The 15,865-nt window shown below is 74.6% G+C and carries 13 protein-coding genes; 8 read left to right on the forward strand and 5 right to left on the reverse strand.

Annotated elements, in window-relative coordinates; translation table 11 throughout:
• Positions 1–167: 167 nt before the first annotated feature.
• Positions 168–1,091 carry a DUF4231 domain-containing protein gene (locus AB0P03_RS32960; RefSeq protein ID WP_363584952.1) on the reverse strand — a complete coding sequence of 308 codons (924 nt, stop codon included), beginning with the start codon at positions 1,089–1,091 and terminating at the stop codon, positions 168–170.
• A 257-nt stretch (positions 1,092–1,348) separates the two neighbouring features.
• Positions 1,349–2,809 (reverse strand): NCS2 family permease, encoded by a 1,461-nt coding sequence (locus tag AB0P03_RS32965; protein ID WP_363584950.1) that lies wholly within the window; start codon positions 2,807–2,809, stop codon positions 1,349–1,351.
• A 162-nt stretch (positions 2,810–2,971) separates the two neighbouring features.
• Here AB0P03_RS32965 and AB0P03_RS32970 point away from each other — a divergent pair, with 162 nt between their 5' ends.
• Genes AB0P03_RS32970 through AB0P03_RS32980 form a run of 3 tightly spaced genes read left to right on the forward strand, consistent with a single transcriptional unit; the run spans position 2,972 to position 6,116 of the window.
• Positions 2,972–3,274, forward strand: a complete 303-nt coding sequence (locus AB0P03_RS32970; protein WP_363584948.1) for a DUF2530 domain-containing protein — start codon at positions 2,972–2,974, stop codon at positions 3,272–3,274.
• Positions 3,275–3,326: 52 nt separating this feature from the next.
• Entirely contained in the window at positions 3,327–5,801 is a 2,475-nt protein-coding gene (locus AB0P03_RS32975) for an HAD-IC family P-type ATPase (RefSeq protein WP_363632245.1), read from the forward strand.
• A gap of 57 nt (positions 5,802–5,858) precedes the next feature.
• Positions 5,859–6,116 carry a hypothetical protein gene (locus AB0P03_RS32980; protein WP_363584944.1) on the forward strand — a complete coding sequence of 86 codons (258 nt, stop codon included), beginning with the start codon at positions 5,859–5,861 and terminating at the stop codon, positions 6,114–6,116.
• A 64-nt stretch (positions 6,117–6,180) separates the two neighbouring features.
• Here the strand turns inward: AB0P03_RS32980 and AB0P03_RS32985 are convergent, their stop codons facing one another.
• Together AB0P03_RS32985 and AB0P03_RS32990 are read right to left on the reverse strand one after the other, a co-directional pair.
• Positions 6,181–9,477 (reverse strand): molecular chaperone Hsp90, encoded by a 3,297-nt coding sequence (locus AB0P03_RS32985; protein WP_363632246.1) that lies wholly within the window; start codon positions 9,475–9,477, stop codon positions 6,181–6,183.
• Between the two features lie 169 nt (positions 9,478–9,646).
• On the reverse strand, positions 9,647–10,528 hold the full coding sequence (locus AB0P03_RS32990; RefSeq protein ID WP_363585068.1) for a DUF3027 domain-containing protein: 882 nt from the start codon (positions 10,526–10,528) through the stop codon (positions 9,647–9,649).
• Between the two features lie 624 nt (positions 10,529–11,152).
• Between AB0P03_RS32990 and AB0P03_RS32995 the strand changes: the two genes are divergently transcribed.
• From AB0P03_RS32995 to AB0P03_RS33010, 4 genes are all read left to right on the forward strand, one after another.
• Positions 11,153–12,490 carry an MFS transporter gene (locus AB0P03_RS32995; protein WP_363632274.1) on the forward strand — a complete coding sequence of 446 codons (1,338 nt, stop codon included), beginning with the start codon at positions 11,153–11,155 and terminating at the stop codon, positions 12,488–12,490.
• A 72-nt stretch (positions 12,491–12,562) separates the two neighbouring features.
• On the forward strand, positions 12,563–13,093 hold the full coding sequence (locus AB0P03_RS33000) for a hypothetical protein (protein ID WP_363584940.1): 531 nt from the start codon (positions 12,563–12,565) through the stop codon (positions 13,091–13,093).
• Between the two features lie 10 nt (positions 13,094–13,103).
• Positions 13,104–13,868: a futalosine hydrolase gene (locus tag AB0P03_RS33005; RefSeq protein WP_363584938.1), complete on the forward strand. Its 765-nt coding sequence runs from the start codon at positions 13,104–13,106 to the stop codon at positions 13,866–13,868.
• Positions 13,861–14,712, forward strand: a complete 852-nt coding sequence (locus AB0P03_RS33010) for a 1,4-dihydroxy-6-naphthoate synthase (RefSeq protein WP_363584936.1) — start codon at positions 13,861–13,863, stop codon at positions 14,710–14,712. The genes AB0P03_RS33005 and AB0P03_RS33010 overlap by 8 nt, the downstream gene beginning before the upstream one ends.
• A gap of 9 nt (positions 14,713–14,721) precedes the next feature.
• Here AB0P03_RS33010 and AB0P03_RS33015 read toward each other — a convergent pair whose 3' ends face one another.
• Positions 14,722–15,105 carry a cold-shock protein gene (locus AB0P03_RS33015; protein WP_063348207.1) on the reverse strand — a complete coding sequence of 128 codons (384 nt, stop codon included), beginning with the start codon at positions 15,103–15,105 and terminating at the stop codon, positions 14,722–14,724.
• 472 nt (positions 15,106–15,577) lie between these two features.
• On the opposite strand from AB0P03_RS33015, the gene AB0P03_RS33020 reads away from it, so the two are divergent.
• A complete protein-coding gene (locus tag AB0P03_RS33020) occupies positions 15,578–15,820 on the forward strand; it encodes a hypothetical protein (protein ID WP_363584932.1) in 243 nt (80 codons plus the stop codon).
• The last annotated feature ends 45 nt before the right edge of the window (positions 15,821–15,865 follow it).

Genomic DNA, 15,865 nt, shown 5'->3' on the forward strand with positions numbered 1-15,865 from the left:
CATGGACACGTAATGATTACGTTCTACGCCTTCCCGCCCGACCCTCACGCACTCCGCACACCTGTGCCCTCGGCGTGGCGTCCGCTTCGCCGGATCTCCCCAGCCCCTCCCCTGAGTTGACGGCAGCGACAGACCCGGCCGATCCCCGGCGTCGACGGCCCCGGCCGTTACCTCGGAAACGCCCGGCGGGCCCGCCAGGTGGTGTGCTCGCGGGACACCGCGTCCTCCGCCTCGGCGGCCATCCGGGCCCAGCGCGCCTCGGCGTCCGGCGTCTTGAGGTCGAGGTCGGAGAGCTGGTTGCCGACGTTCTCCAGTTCGCGCGCGGCCAGCTGGTAGGCGGCGGCCAGCGGGCGCAGCTGCTTGAGCTGGGTCCAGGCGATGACGGCGGCGGCCGCGGCCGAGCTGGCGCCGAAGACGTGCACCTGGAGGGCGCCGGTGGCCTGGGCGACGGCCGCCGCCGCGCCGATGATGATCAGCGCCGCGATGCCGAGCCCCCAGGACACCGCCTGCGTCTCGCAGGCCTCGGCCCGGGCGCGGTACCAGGTGCGCTGGCCCTCGACCCGGGTGCGCAGGTAGAGCATGCGGCGGGCGGTCAGGCTGTCGGCCCGCATCCGCCGCATCTCCGGGGTGATCTCGGGGACGGTGCCGGGCGGCACGATCTCCGGGTCCTCGAAGGCCCGCAGCACGTCCTCGACCTGGAGCAGGTAGCCGCGGTCCACGTCCGCGGACTCCGCCTCACCGTCGAACGGCCGGGCCCGGACGGTGTACTTCCAGGCCAGCGTCTTGACCGACTCGGCCGCCGCCCGGGCCTCGTACCAGCGGCCCTGCGGGTTGCTGCGGCGCAGCCGGGACCAGAAGTAGCCGGCGATCAGGAAGGCGCCCACCGAGTACAGCGGCACACTGTCGAAGGAGCCGCGGTCCTTCGGCCCGGGGAACGAGCCGATCACGGCGGCGATCACCAGCATGGCGATCAGTCCGCGGTACCAGCGCAGCGTCTCGCGCTGGCCGTCCAGCGAGGCCTTGTCCGCCGTCCAGAACAGCTCCGGCAGCAGCTTCGCCTCGTCTCCCCCGGGCGGATCCTGTTGCACCATCGGTCGAGCCCCCTCCCCGTGTCCGTCCAGGCAGTATTCCCTCCGTCAACTTCGCTACACAGGCCCCTTTTTGACATTCTTCCCGGCGGCGATCGCTCCGCCCCCTCGAGACCGGTACGACCGGTTGCAGCTCTGCGTTCACCGACGGCCGACCCCAGGGCCACCGGCCCCGGGATCGAAGGCGCCCCCGGGAACGGCAGCGGCCCCACCCTTCCCCCAGGGGGAGAGGACGGGGCCGCCGGTGGAGCGGTACGGCGTCAGAGCAGGCCGAGGGCCGGCATCAGGTAGTAGAAGGCGAACACCGCCGCCACCGCGTACAGCGGGACGGGCACGCTGCGTCCGCGCCCGGCGGCCAGGCGCAGGACGCAGAAGGCGATGAAGCCGAAGCCGATGCCGTTGGTGATGCTGTAGGTGAACGGCATCATCACGATCGTCAGGAAGGCCGGGATCGCGATGGTGTGGTCCGACCAGTCGATCTCCTTGATCGAGCCCGCCAGGATCAGGAAGCCGACGGTGACCAGGGCCGGGGTCGCGGCCTGGGCCGGGACCATGGTGGCGAGCGGCGTGAGGAAGAGCGCGACCACGAAGAGCAGGCCGGTGACGATCGAGGCGAAGCCGGTCCGGGCGCCCTCGCCGACACCGGCGGTGGACTCCACGAAGCAGGTGTTCGCGGAGGCGGAGGTGGCGCCGCCGGCCGCGGTGGCGATGCCGTCGACCATCAGGATCTTGTTGATGCCCGGCAGGTCGCCGTTCTCGTCGAGCAGGTGGGCCTCGTCGGCGACGCCGAGGATGGTGCCCATCGCGTCGAAGAAGCAGGACATCAGCACGGTGAAGACGAACAGCACGCCGGTCAGCACGCCGACCTTCTCGAAGCCTCCGAACAGGCTGACCTTGCCGACCAGGCCGAAGTCGGGGGCGGCGACCGGGTTGCCCGGCCAGGCCGGGACGGTCAGGCCCCACTTGAGCGCCGGGACGTCGACGAGCTTGTCGATCACCACGGCGAGCGCGGTGCTGACCACGATGCTGATCAGGATGGCGCCGGGCACCTTGCGGATCAGCAGGACGAGGGTGAGCAGCAGGCCGAACACGAAGATCAGCACCGGCCAGCCGAGCAGGTGCCCGCTGCCGCCGAGTTGCAGCGGGACGGTGGTGTGCGCGGCGTCCGGCATGCGGCTGACGAAGCCGGAGTCGACCAGGCCGACGAGGCTGATGAACAGGCCGATACCGATCGCGATGGCCTTGCGCAGCCCGAGCGGCACGGCGTTCATGACCCGCTCGCGCAGGCCGGTGGCGACCAGCAGCATGATCGCGAAGCCGGCCAGCACGACCATGCCCATGGCGTCCGGCCAGGTCATCTTGGGGGCGAGCTGGAGCGCCACGATGGTGTTGACGCCGAGGCCGGCGGCCAGGCCGATCGGGACGTTGCCGATCACGCCCATCAGCAGGGTGGTGAGACCCGCGGTGAGGGCGGTGGCGGTGACCAGTTGGGCGCTGTCCAGGTGGGCCCCGGTCATGTCCGTGGCGCTGGCCAGGATGATCGGGTTGAGCACCAGGATGTACGCCATGGTAAAGAAGGTGGCGACGCCGCCGCGGATCTCGCGCGGCAGGGTGGAGCCGCGCTCGCTGATCCGGAAGTAGCGGTCCAGGGCGCCGGCGGGGGGCTTGGGGGCGCTGGAGGCGGGTTCGGGCGACTCGGTGGTCGGCTGGACCACAGGCATGCGTGCGTCCTCTGTGGGGGAGCTGAGGAGGGGGGACGCCCGGGGCGACGGTGGCCGGGCGGGGAGTTTTCAGTATGGTTTCCCGATCGCACACGCGCTATCTTCGCGCGTAGAAGCCCGAGGGCCCCTGAGGGCCGGCCGCCGCACCGTACGCTAGGCCCCATGCCCAAGAAGCCGCTGCACCCCTCGCCCCCTCCGCTGGAGGCCAACGACGTCGCCATCGTCGGCGGCGGCACGGTGCTGTGGTTCGTCGCCTTCCTGGCGCTGCTCCCCTTCCAGGGCACCCTCTCCGACCACGGCCACGGCACCTGGCCGTGGATCTGCCTCTCCGGCGGCCTGCTCGGCCTGATCGGCCTCTGGTACTGCCGCGCCCGACGGGACGCCATCGCCCGCGACCGCGCCGCCGAGGCCGCGAACCGGGCGGCCGGAAACGACGGCCAGGACCCGGCCACCCGGTCGGACTGAATAGTCCTTTAGTAGCACGCACCGGACATAAGGCACCCGTAGAGTCGGTGCCATGACGCAGCCTGCCCACCCCGCGGAAGAGCAGCCCGGCGACGCCGACCGCCCCGACGGTGCGCACCCCCTCGGGCTGCTGCCCGGCCGGCGCGGCGGACTGACCTCCGCCGAGGTGGCCGAACGCGTCGCGCGCGGACAGGTCAACGACGTCCCCGTACGGTCCAGCCGCTCCGCCAAGGAGATCGTCCGGGCCAACGTCTTCACCCGCTTCAACGCGATCATCGGCGTGATGTTCGGGATCATCCTGATCGTCGGTCCGATCCAGGACGGCCTGTTCGGCCTGGTCATCGTGGCCAACACGGCGATCGGCATCATCCAGGAGCTGCGCGCCAAGAAGACCCTGGACAGCCTGGCCCTGATCGGCGAGGCCCGCCCCGAGGTCCGCCGGGACGGCACCGTCGAACAGATCGCCGTCGCCGAGATCGTGCTCGACGACACGGTGCTGCTCGGCATCGGCGACAAGGTGATCGTCGACGGCGAGGTCACCGAGGCGGACGGCCTGGAGATCGACGAGTCGCTGCTCACCGGCGAGCCCGACCCCGTCCTCAAGCAGCCCGGCGACCAGGTCATGTCCGGCAGCTTCGTGGTGGCCGGCGCGGGCGCGTTCACCGCCACCAGGGTCGGCCGCGAGGCGTACGCGGCGCAGCTCGCCGAGGAGGCCAGCCGGTTCACCCTGGTGAAGTCGGAGCTGCGCAGCGGCATCAACAGCATCCTTCGCTTCATCACCTACCTGCTGATCCCCACGGCCATCGGCCTGATCATCAGCCAGCTGGCCGTCGAGGGCCGCGACTGGCGCGAGGCCGTGCGCCGGATGGTGGCCGGGATCGTACCGATGGTCCCCGAGGGGCTGGTCCTGCTGACCTCGGTCGCCTTCGCGATCGGTGTGATCCGGCTGGGCCGAAAGCAGTGCCTGGTCCAGGAGCTCCCGGCCATCGAGGGCCTGGCCCGGGTCGACACCGTCTGCCTGGACAAGACCGGCACCCTCACCGAGGGCGGCATGGACGTCGTCGACCTGCGGGTCCTCTCCGACGGCGAGCCCGGCGCCCTCGACCCGGACACCATCAAGCACGCGCTCGGCGTGATGGCCGGCGCCGACGCCCGCCCCAACCCCTCCATGCAGGCGGTCATCGACGCCTACGGGCGCGGCGACGGCGGCGCCCCGGGGGCCGGCGGCGCCCCGGCCGCCGACGGCTGGCGGGTGATCGAGGCGATGCCGTTCTCCTCCGCCCGCAAGTGGAGCGGCGTGCAGTTGCTGGAGCCGCAGGGCGGCGAGGCCAGCTGGCTGCTCGGCGCCCCCGACGTGCTGCTACCCGCCGGGCACCCGGCGCTCACCGAGGTCGACGAGCTGGGCGCCAAGGGCCTGCGGGTGCTGCTGCTCGGCCGCACCCCCACCCCGCTGGACTCCCCCGACCCGGCCGCCGGGCTCGCCCCGCTCGCCCTGGTGGTGCTCCAGCAGCGGCTGCGCCACGACGCCGCCGAGACCCTGCGCTACTTCGAGGGCCAGCAGGTGCAGGCCAAGGTCATCTCCGGCGACGCCGCGGTCTCGGTCGGCGCGGTCGCCGGCCACCTCGGCCTGCCCGGCGCCGACCACCCGCTGGACGCCCGGACGCTGCCCGCCGAACCGGACGCCCTCGCCGACACGGCCGAACGGACCACGGTCTTCGGCCGGGTCACCCCGCAGCAGAAGCGCCAGCTGGTCGCCGCACTGCAGTCCCGCGGACACACCGTGGCGATGACCGGCGACGGCGTCAACGACGTGCTCGCGCTCAAGGACGCCGACATCGGCGTGGCGATGGGCACCGGCAGCGACGCCACCAAGGCGGTCGCCCAGATCGTGCTGCTCAACGACTCGTTCGCCACCCTGCCCTCGGTGGTCGCCGAGGGCCGCCGGGTGATCGGCAACATCGAGCGGGTCGCGGGCCTGTTCCTGGTGAAGACGGTCTACTCGGTCCTGCTGGCTCTGCTGGTGATCTTCACCCACTCGCCGTACCCGTTCCTGCCCCGGCACTCCACCGTGCTCTCCACCCTCACCATCGGCGTGCCGGCCTTCTTCCTCGCCCTCGCCCCCAACAACGAGCGGGCCCGCACCGGCTTCGTGAAGCGCGTCCTGCGGCTCGCCGTGCCGGGCGGCGTCATCGCCGGCACCGGCACCTTCGTCGCCTACGCGCTGGCCCGCGCCGACCACGCGACCGACCTCAAGGCCGACACCAGCGTGGCCACCCTGACGCTCTTCCTGATCGCCATCTGGGTGCTCGCCATCGTCGCCCGCCCCTACAGCTGGTGGCGCCTGCTGCTGATCGGCACCATGGGCGGCGCCTTCGCCCTGGTCCTGCTGGTGCCCTGGCTGGCGGAGTTCTTCCAGCTCTCGCTGGTCGGCACCCGCGACCCCCTGGTCGGCGTCGGCATCGCGGTGGTCTGCGGCCTGGCCCTGGAGATCGCCTGGCGCTTCATGAAGCGCCGCGGGATGGAGTGAGGCCCTGGCACCCCCAGCCCGCAGCCTGGATGATGGATCACGGAAGGGGGTGCCGACATGGCCCGCACAGGTGGGGAAACCGAGCGCGAGACCGGGCAGGTGGAGGCGTTCGCCGCCTTCCTGGCCGGCCTGCTGGCCGCCGGACTGACGGTCCTGGCCCTGATGGGCGGCCGCTGGCTGACGAACGCCGGCGAGGTGACCGCCCCGGCGCTGCCGTGGGTGCCGACAGCCGTGAAGGCCCTGGTGGCGGCCGTCTGGCTGGCCACCACCACCGCCGTCTACCTGCGGTTCAAGCGCCGCGGGCGGGCCCGCTGAGCGCCCAGGTCCTCCCTTTCGGATCACGTCGGATCAGCGCCCGGCGTGATCCGGAAGAAAGTGCCTAGCCCTCGAAGTCCCGCGCCGCGGACAGCTCGTACGCCCGGTCCGGATCGGTGAGCGCGGCCAGCACCTCGAACCGCCGGTGCCACTGCCCGACCGACCAGGCGAGCCCGGCCGCCAGGCCCTCCGGGGTGGCCGCGTGCAGCAGCCCGGGCACCGGCGGGAGCTCGAACTCGTCGTCCTCGTCGGCGGCCTCGGCCGCGTCCGGGTCGTAGGGCGCCTCAGGGGCGTCCGCCTCGACGTCCCAACGCCAGTCCACGGCGGCGTCGTTGCCGTCCGGGCCGACCACCAGCAGCTCCTCGTGCTCCTCGTAGGCGACCGGGCAGCCGGGCAGCAGCTCCCGCACCACGGCGGGGACCCGGTGCAGCACGCCCTCGGAGAGCACCCGCCCGCCCGCCACCTCGCTGGCGAGCGAGACGTGCAGCCGCTCGGCGAGGTCGGCGGCGAGCGCCGGGGCGACCGGCACCAGCGGGTACGGGTGCAGGAGCTGGACGAGGTCGGGCGCGTCGGCGACGACCGCCCTGGAGGCGTCGACGATCACCGTGTGGGCCGGCCGGCGGCCGGTGTCCGGGTCGAGCGGCGGCAGCGCCCGCACCACGTCGACCGGTTCGATCCGCTCGATCTCGACCCGCGCCAACGCGCTGTGCAGGCCGTGCAGTTGGCGGTGGCCGACATCGGAGGCCTGATCGGTGAGCCGGTCCAGCACCTCGTCCGGGCCGTGCGGTTCGGCGAGCAGCGCGGCCAGCGTGGTGCGTACCCCGAGCGCGTGCAGGAACTGCTCGTCCAGGGTCGTCCGGGCCTCGTCGTAGAGGCCGCGCAGCAGCGGGTCGGCACCGGCCGCGCGCAGCCCGGCGGGCTCCCGGCCGTCCAGCACCGGGTGGTCGCGCAGCCACCAGGCGGTGTACGGCGGCAGGTCGGTGTAGGAGCCGTCCGGCAGCAGGGTGCGGACGGGGTTGACCACGGCGTCCCGGTACGGCGGGCGGGAGAGCGCGGCGAGCGCCTCGGGCCAGGCGTCGTCGTCGACCAGGTCGAGGTCACGGACGGCCAGCAGTTCGGCGGCCACCGGCGGGACGCCCACGACGTCGTCGGCCTGCAAGGCTTCGAGGGCGTCCTCGGCCCAGTCGGCGAGGCCGTCGGGCGCCTCGTCGAGCAGCCCGGTGGGGTGGCCGCCGGCCGCGCGGTCGGCGGGCGCGGTGGGGTCGAGCCGTTCCAGGTCGTCCGGGTCGAGCACCACGTCCTCGGCGCGGACGAGGACGAAGTCGGCGAGCACGCCGACGGCGGTGAGCACCTCCGGGCCCCAGCGCTCCAGCAGCTCGTCGTCCACCCAGCCGGCGTCCTCCTCGCGGGCGAGGGCCGCGAACGGGCTGCCGGGCAGGACGAGTTCACCGGCGCGGGCGGGCTCGCCCTCGTCGTCGAGCAGGGCCAGCCGGGCCAGCCAGGGGTGCTCGCCGGCGGTCGGGCCGGCGACCTTGACCAGCGCCAGGACGGCGTCGGCCAGTTCGAGCGCGGCCTCGACGTCGTCCTCGGCCACCTGGTAGGAGCGGGCGACGGCGGCCCGCACCTCGGGGGTGTCGAGCACCCCGGCCGGGGTGGCGGTGCCGGCGCCGAGCTTGGCGAGCAGCGGGTGGGCGGCCTCGGGGTGGGCGAGCCGCAGGTCGAGGGCGGCGAGCGCGTCGGCCAGCGACTCGGGGTAGCCGGGGAAGGCCGCCCAGTCGGCGTCCTCGGAGGGCAGCAGGACGCGCCGGGGCCCGGTGATGGTCCGGCCGTCGGCGAGTGGGACGGGCAGCGCGCCGAGCGCCTCCGGGTCGGCGGCGCCGAGCGCCGCGTACAGGTTGCGCCACCAGGCGGGCTCGCGGTCCAGACCGCCGAGCTGGTCGACCACGTCGGCCAGCGGCACCCGGCGCACGTTCAGCACCCGCAGCTCGGTGCGGCGCTCCAGCCCGGCCGGCAGCAGCCCGGGGAAGATCGGCGCCAACGCCTCGACCACCGAGCCGTCCGCACCCTCCAGCAGGGTGGCGTCCCGGGGGCGCAGCGCGGGCGTGCCCGCCTCGACCGGCGCCGGGTGCGGCAGGAACGGCGTGCCGGGCAGCCGGGAGAGGACGGCCCCGCGGAGCGCGTTGTCGAGCGCGCCCTGGCCGAGCGGCCCGGGGACGAGACCGAGCGAGCCGAGGTCGGCGCCGCGGGCGCGCAGCAGGTCGGCGTAGCTGTCGGCGGCGCGCTCGGTGAGGAAGTCGGCGAGCGCGCCGGGGGCGACGTGCCGGCGGGTGGAGTCCAGCGGGTAGGAGGCGATGAGCAGCGCGGGCAGGCCGATCGGCTCGTCGCTGGGGGTGGGCGCGTGCAGCACCGGCGCGATGCCGGGCGCCTGCGGGGTGCCGTCGGCGGCGACCGGGACGGCCCAGGTGACCGTCCAGTACGGGCGGGCGCGCTCCTCGGTGGGACGGTCGGCGAGCAGCTCGGCGGCCAGGGTGCCGGTGGCGCCGGCGGTCTGCCAGCGGGTCCGCCGCGGCCGGCCGTCCGCGTCGTCGGTCACGGTGACCTCGGTGACGCCGTCCGGGCGGGGCTCGGCGGCGGCGCGGGTGAGCGTCCGGGTGCCCTCCGGGGTCTCCACCACGACCTCGGCGAGGCCGGGCAGGGTGAGCAGCAGCGCGTCGTCGATGCCGGCGAGCAGACGGCGGGTCAGGTCCTCGGCGGCGGCGTCCCGCAGCGGCAGCACGACCACCGTGTCGTAGCCCTCGGGGGCCGGGCCCTCGGCGGCGAACGGCAACCGCAGCAGCGGCACGTGGCCGTCCCGGCGGCGCAGTTCCTCGGCCAGCGCGGGCTGCGCCTGGGCCAGCGAGCGGGCCTCGCCGAGCGACCAGCGCACCCCGCCGGCGGCGCCGAGCACGGCGGGCTCGTCAGTGACGGCGAGCACGGCGGCGAAACCGACGCCGAACCGGCCGACGGCGGGCGTCTCACCGCGCTTGGAGGAGGCGCGCAGGGTGGACAGCGACTCGACGGCGGCCGCGTCCAGCGGGGCTCCGGTGTTGGCTGCGGCGAGCACGCCGTCGGCGAGGGTGAGCCGCAGCCGGCCGGGCCCGCGCCCGGCCCGGACCGCCGCGTCGGCCGCGTTCTGCGCCAACTCGACGACCAGGCGGTCGCGGTAGCCGCCGAGCGCGAGTTCCTCCTCGGCGTTGGCGTCCTCCCGGAACCGGGCCGGCGAGGCGGCCCAGGCGTCCAGCACCCGCCGGCGCAGCGCGGCGCTCCCGAAGGGGTCCGCGAGGTGCTCGTCCGTGCCGCTGCCGATGATCCGAGGTTCCACTGGACCTGCCGCCTTCCGCCGCCCTGTACTTCGTACGGGGGGCATTCTCCCCCGCCCCGGCCGCTGCTCCGGACCGCGCCCCCGCCGCCGGGCGCCCGCAGGGCCCCCACCCGCACGAACGCCGCGGCCCGCCCCACCGGTTCGGTGGAGCGGGCCGGAGCACACATCGTCAGGAGTGCCCGAGCTCCTCCGCCGGGGCGTCCGGCTCGACCGAGCCGGAGGTGCGGTCCGGGTGCAGCTGCATCGGCTCGACCACCAGCTCGTCCAGGATCAGCTCGGACGGCGCCGGCGGGGCCGGGATGACGGCCGCCTCGGAGTGCCCGCCGCACCCGTACGCGAAGGAGACGATCTGCCCGTCCGCCGGCCCGAACTCGTTGCCGCACACGCCGAAGGCCTGTCCGAGCGAGCCGCCGATCGGGATCAGGAAGCCGCAGCTGCCGCACGCGGCGGGCGCGGCCTGCGCCATCGGCGTCTGCGCGCCGTGCGCCTTCTCCCAGCGGTCGGCGGCCAGGTGCAGGCCGAGCCGGGAGAGCACCCGGCTGCGGCCCATGCCGAGCTCCTCGGCGACGGCGTTGATCCGGGCCCGGGCCGGGGCGGGCTGGATGCCCGGGTCGGTGACGACCACGTCCTCCTCGGCCGCGAGGGCGACCGCGGAGTTCGGGGCGGGCTCGTCCTCGCCGCTCCAGCCGGGTTCCAGGCGCGCGTCGTCGGCGCCGGTGGGCAGCAAATCACCCGGGCCCATGTCGCCGGGGCGCAGCCGCTCGCTCCACGGCACCCACTGGGGGGCGAGGACGGCGTCGGCACCGGGCAGCAGGACGACCTCGTCGAGGGTGACGTTCTTGGCGCGCGGGGCACGGGCGACGGTGACCGCCCAGTGCCAGCCACGGTAGGCGGCGTCCAGGCACTCGAAGGTGTGGGTGACGACGCGGTCGGCGTCCGCCTGGGCGCCGAGATGTGGTCCGACGGTCTCCGGGCCGACGGCCTCCTCGGCCGCCTTCCGGGCGAGTTCGACGGCCTCGGCACAGAGCCGATCGGGGGTACGGCTTCGCATCGCAGCACTCACGGCGTCGATTCTCTCCCAGTTCTTCTGTCGCCCACGGCGTGTTGCCTGTTCCGTCGCGGCTCGATAGTCCCTTGTCCATTCTGCGCGACCAGGGGCCGCCGCGGATACCGGCCGCGCCGCTCGTCCGGGCCTGCCGGCGCCCCGGCGCTCGGCGCGCGGCCCTTGGGCAGGCTACCCGCCGGTCGGCGCCCCGGCACAGTCCGGGGCGGTGGCGGCCGTTCCGGGGCCGCGCCGAGGGGGGTGGATTCCCGCGTCACTGCGGCGATTCTGGGGCAGGATGGGCATGTGGCGGACGAGGACCCGTCGCAGCACGCACTGCACGCCTCTCAGGCCGGCAGCCCCGACCAGGCGGACGCCGTGCCGCGACAGCAGTCTCCGGCCCCCGCTGCGGGCGAACCGCAGCCGGGGGGCGATTTCGAGTCGCCCGCCGCCCCCGTGAGCCTCGTCAAGACCGGCGCCGCGATCGCCACCCTGACCGACACCGGCCCAGACCCGGCCGTCCACGCCCGGCGGCTCGCCGCCCTGGACGGGGACCCTGGCGAAGAGGATCCCGAGCCTAGCCGCAACCTCCTGGTCCGGACCGCCTCCGCCGCCGGCGCCCGCACCGGCCGGGTGGTGCACGGCACCGGCCGCCGGATCCGCAAGGCCACCTCCGCGGAGGGCGCGGGCGAATCCGGCCTGGCGAAGCTGATCGAACTGCACGCGCTGAACTCCTTCGGCGACATGCTGATCACCGTCGCGCTGGCCTCGACCATCTTCTTCTCCGTGCCCACCGGCGAGGCCCGCGGCCGGGTGTCGCTGTACCTGCTGATCACGATGGCCCCGTTCGCCCTGCTGGCCCCGGTGATCGGCCCGCTGCTGGACCGGCTGCCGCACGGCCGCCGGGCGGCGATGGCGATGTCGATGCTGGCCCGGGCGGTGCTGGCCTGGACGATGGCCGGGGTGATCACCGGCGGCGGCCTGGCGCTGTACCCGGAGGCGCTGGGCGTGCTGGTGGCGTCCAAGGCGTACGGGGTGGTGCGCAGCGTGGTGGTGCCGCGGCTGCTGCCGAGTCGGCTGTCGCTGGTGAAGGCGAACTCCCGGGTCACCCTGGCCGGGCTGCTGGCCACCGGGGTGGCGGCCGGGGTGGGCGGCCTGCTGCACCTGATCGGGCCGGGCTGGCCGCTGCGCGGCGCGTTCCTGGTCTTCGTGATCGGCACTCTGATGGCCTTCCACCTGCCGCACGCGGTGGACTCCGCCAAGGGCGAGCAGCGCGCCCTCCTGCACTCCGAGATGCACGCCGAGGTGCACGGCGGTGTGCACGGCGGTGTGCACGGCGCGCGGGCGCCGGAGGACGCCCGGGCCCCGAAGGCCTCGCTGCGCACCGTCGGCCCGTCGGTGATCCTGGCGCTGCGGGCGATGTCGGCGCTGCGCTGGCTGGTCGGCTTCCTGGTGATGTTCCTGGCGTTCCTGCTCCGCGACGAGCCGATCGGGGGCCTGCGGCCGACGCTGGCGCTGGGCCTGGTGGCGCTGGCGGCGGGGACGGGCAACGCGCTGGGTTCGGTGCTGGGCTCCTGGCTGCGCACCCGGGGCTCGGAGGCGACGGTCACCGCGATGCTGCTGCTGGCGACCGGCGCGACGGCGGCGGCCGCGCTCTGGTACGGCGTGGTGACGGTGGTCCTGGTCGCCGGCGTGGCCGGGGTGGCGGCCTCGCTGGGCAAGCTGGCGCTGGACGCGCTGATCCAGCGGGACGTCCCGGAGGCGGTGCGGACCTCGGCGTTCGCGCGGTCGGAGACGCTGCTCCAGCTGTCCTGGGTGGCCGGCGGCGCGGTCGGCATCCTGCTGCCGCTGAACGGCGTGCTGGGTCTGTCGGTGGCCGCCGGGGTGGTGGGTCTGATGCTGCTGTGGACGGTCCGCACGCTGTTCCGGGTGGGCCTGCGGCGGCGCCCGACGGCGCCCAGGGTGGCCTGAACCGGCCACGGGCAACACGCGGTGGCCGACCCCCGCGTAGCGTGATCGGCGAAGCCCGGTAGATTCTGACGCATGAGCCTCAATACCCGTGCCATCGCCGCCCTCGGCGCCGTCGTCGTGGTCGGTGCTGCCACGGTCGGCACGTCCGTCGCCATCGCGAGCGGCCAGACCGAGCACAGCTCCCACCGCGCGACCCTCACGGTCGGCAACTCCTCGATCGTCGCGGACCCGCTGTGCTTCAACGGCGGCAGCCCGATCACGGAGGACCTGCAGCAGGAGTGCCAGCAGAAGGCCACCCAGGCCCTCGCGGAGGGCACCCTCCCGACCTCCGACGTCGTGGTGAGCGACCGGGTCGGCGTCGGCGTCTCCCCGAACGTGGCCGACAAGGGCTGGTGGGCCTTCAGCAACGGCGGCTCGCAGGGCCAGGGCGGGCGCTACAGCCTGTTCTCCTACGCCAAGGGCCCGACCTTCTCCGGCTCCCAGCCGGCGAGCCAGGTGCTGAACGCCTCCGGCAAGACCCTGGTCACCGTGGTCGAGGGCGACAAGAACTCGGACAACCCGGTCGCCGTCTGGTACTTCCAGCTGAACACCCAGGACAGCTGACGCTCCCGCGATGACCGCACACGCCGTCACGGACGAGCGCGACGAGCAGCCGGGCCCCGACCGGGCCCGGCTGCTCGTCGTCGTCGCGGTGCCCGCCGAGGCCGAGGCCGTCCTGCGCGGCCTGCCCGGCCCGGCCGCCGTGCTGCCGTTGCCCGGCGGTGCGCTGCACCGGGCCGCGGGCGCCCCGGTGGACGTCCTGGCGGGCGGGGTCGGCCCGGCCGCCGCCGCGGCCGCCGCCGCCGCCGCACTGGGGGCGCGGGCGGCCTCGGGGGGCCGCTACGGCCTGGTCGTCTCGGCCGGGATCGCCGGCGGGTTCGCCCCGCACGCCCCGGTCGGCACCACCGTGCTGGCCGACGCGATCGTCACCGCCGACCTCGGCGCCGAGACCCCCGAGGGCTTCGCCGACGTCACCGAACTGGGCTTCGGCACCGTCCGGCACACCCCTCCCCCGGCCGCCGTCGCACTGGCCGCCCGGGCCCTGGGCGCCGCCACCGGCCCGGTGCTGACCGTCTCCACTGTCACCGGCAGCGCCGAGCGGGCCGCCGCGCTGGCCGCCCGCCACCCGGGCGCCCTGGCCGAGGCGATGGAGGGCTTCGGCGTGGCCGAGGCCGCCGCCCGGTACGGCGTGCCGGTGCTCGAACTGCGGACCGTCTCCAACCCGGTCGGCCCGCGCGACCGGGCCGCCTGGCGGATCGGCGAGGCGCTGGCCGCCCTGGAGCGGGCCTTCGCCGCACTGCCCGTCCACGAACTGATCGAGGAGGCCGGCCGTGGCTGAACGGCTGAGCATCGCGTACTCGCCCTGCCCGAACGACACCTTCGTCTTCCACGCCTGGGCGCACGGCCTGGTGCCCGGGGCGGACGCCCCCGAGGTGACCTTCGCGGACATCGACGTCACCAACGGCCTGGCCGAGCGCGGCGAACTGGACGTCCTGAAGATCAGCTACGGCGCGCTGCCCTGGGTCCTGGACGAGTACACCCTGCTGCCCTGCGGCGGCGCGCTCGGGCGCGGCTGCGGCCCGCTGGTGCTCACCCGGCCGGGCACGGACGCCCCCGCGGACCTCACCGGGAAGACGGTGGCGGTGCCGTCCGAACGCTCCACCGCCTACCTGCTGTTCCGGCTCTGGGCCGCGAAGGCGGTGCCCGGCGGCTTCGGCGAGATCGTCGTCCTGCCGTTCCACGAGATCATGCCCGCCGTCCGGGACGGCCGGGTGGACGCCGGCCTGGTGATCCACGAGGCCCGGTTCACGTACCGGCAGTACGGCCTGCACAGCCTGGCCGACATGGGCGAGGCCTGGGAGCAGGAGACCGGCCTGCCGATCCCGCTCGGCGCGATCGTCGCCCGGCGCTCGCTCGGTGCCGAACGGCTGCGCGCGCTCGCCGACGCCGTCCGCGCCTCCGTCCGGCAGGCCTGGGCGGACCCGAGCGCCAGCCGGGAGTACGTGCTGGCGCACGCCCAGGAGATGGACCCGGCCGTCGCCGACCAGCACATCGCCCTGTACGTGAACGAGTTCACCGCGGACCTCGGCGAGGAGGGCTACGCGGCCGTCCGCGCGCTGCTCACCCGGGCCGCCGCGGAGGGGCTGGTGCCGCCGCTCGACCCGGGTGCGCTGGCGTTCTGATCCCCCCGGTCAGACGTCGAACTGGTCGGCCACCGCGCGCAGCAGGCCGGCCAGCTTCTGGCCGGTCGCCTTGGCCGGGTAGCGGCCGTGCTGGAGGCCCGGCAGCACCGCGTCCAGCGTGGTGATCAGGTCCTGGACGATCGGCGCCATGTCGTCGGCGCTCTTGCGCTGGGCGGCGGCCACCGACGGCAGTGCGTCCAGCAGCTGCACGGCCATCGCCTGGTCGCCGCGGTGGCCGGCGACCACGCCGAACTCGACCCGCTGGCCCGGCTTCAGCACGGTGACACCGGCGGGCAGCGCCTTGGTGTGGACGAAGACGTCGCCGCCGTCGTCGCGCGACAGGAAGCCGAAGCCCTTCGTCTCGTTGAACCACTTGACCTGGCCGGTGGGCATCTCGACAGTCCTCGAATGGGTGTGAGGGATCCCGGCCCTGGCCGGGGATCACTGGGTGGTGGGGAAGGCAGCCGACCTCGACTCGGCGCCCGCGGGCGCTCATGGTCAGCACGCTGTCAGGAGCAGACTAACGGTCCGTCACTGCCTCATCCGCGTTCCGCGAAAGATCCGCGTTCCAAGGCCCGTTGGGGGCGGTACGGGCGCGGCGTTCTCGCGATCACGGGCGACCCGGTACTGGCACGGCCGGGGCGCGGCTCAGCACGGTCCATCGGCTCACACCCCCGGGTCTGAGGAAACGGGGCGCACCTGTCGCACCCCTCGGCACCCCCTGCATACCCCCGCCCAGCAGGGATCAAAACGTTCAGCTTCCGAGAAACTGCGCAACGTGACCGGGCCGCTCCGGTGGCGGGGGCCGGCGGCCGCTCTGCCAGACTGGACCGACCGCCCGACCAGCCCCGAGGAGCGAGCAGACGTGAGCAGCCAGAGCGCCGACCCCGGCGACGTGTACGTCAAGGCCGGAACGATCGTCTTCGGTCTGGGCGCGCTCGCCACCCTGGTCACCTTCGTCCCGCTGTTCCTGCACCTGACGCCGCTGCCGACGGCCGCGTACTGGCTGAGCATGCTGATGCCGGCGGGCTTCCTGGCCGCGCTGACCGGGCTGCTCCTGAACGCGCGGGCCCAGCGGCGCCGGGTGGAGTCCGCGGGCGCGTCCTAGGCCCCGGTCCCGGGACGTGGCTCCGGGCGTGCCCCGGGGCCGGGG

Source organism: Kitasatospora sp. NPDC088779, assembly GCF_040685395.1.
In the GTDB taxonomy this organism is placed as follows: Bacteria; Actinomycetota; Actinomycetes; order Streptomycetales; family Streptomycetaceae; genus Kitasatospora.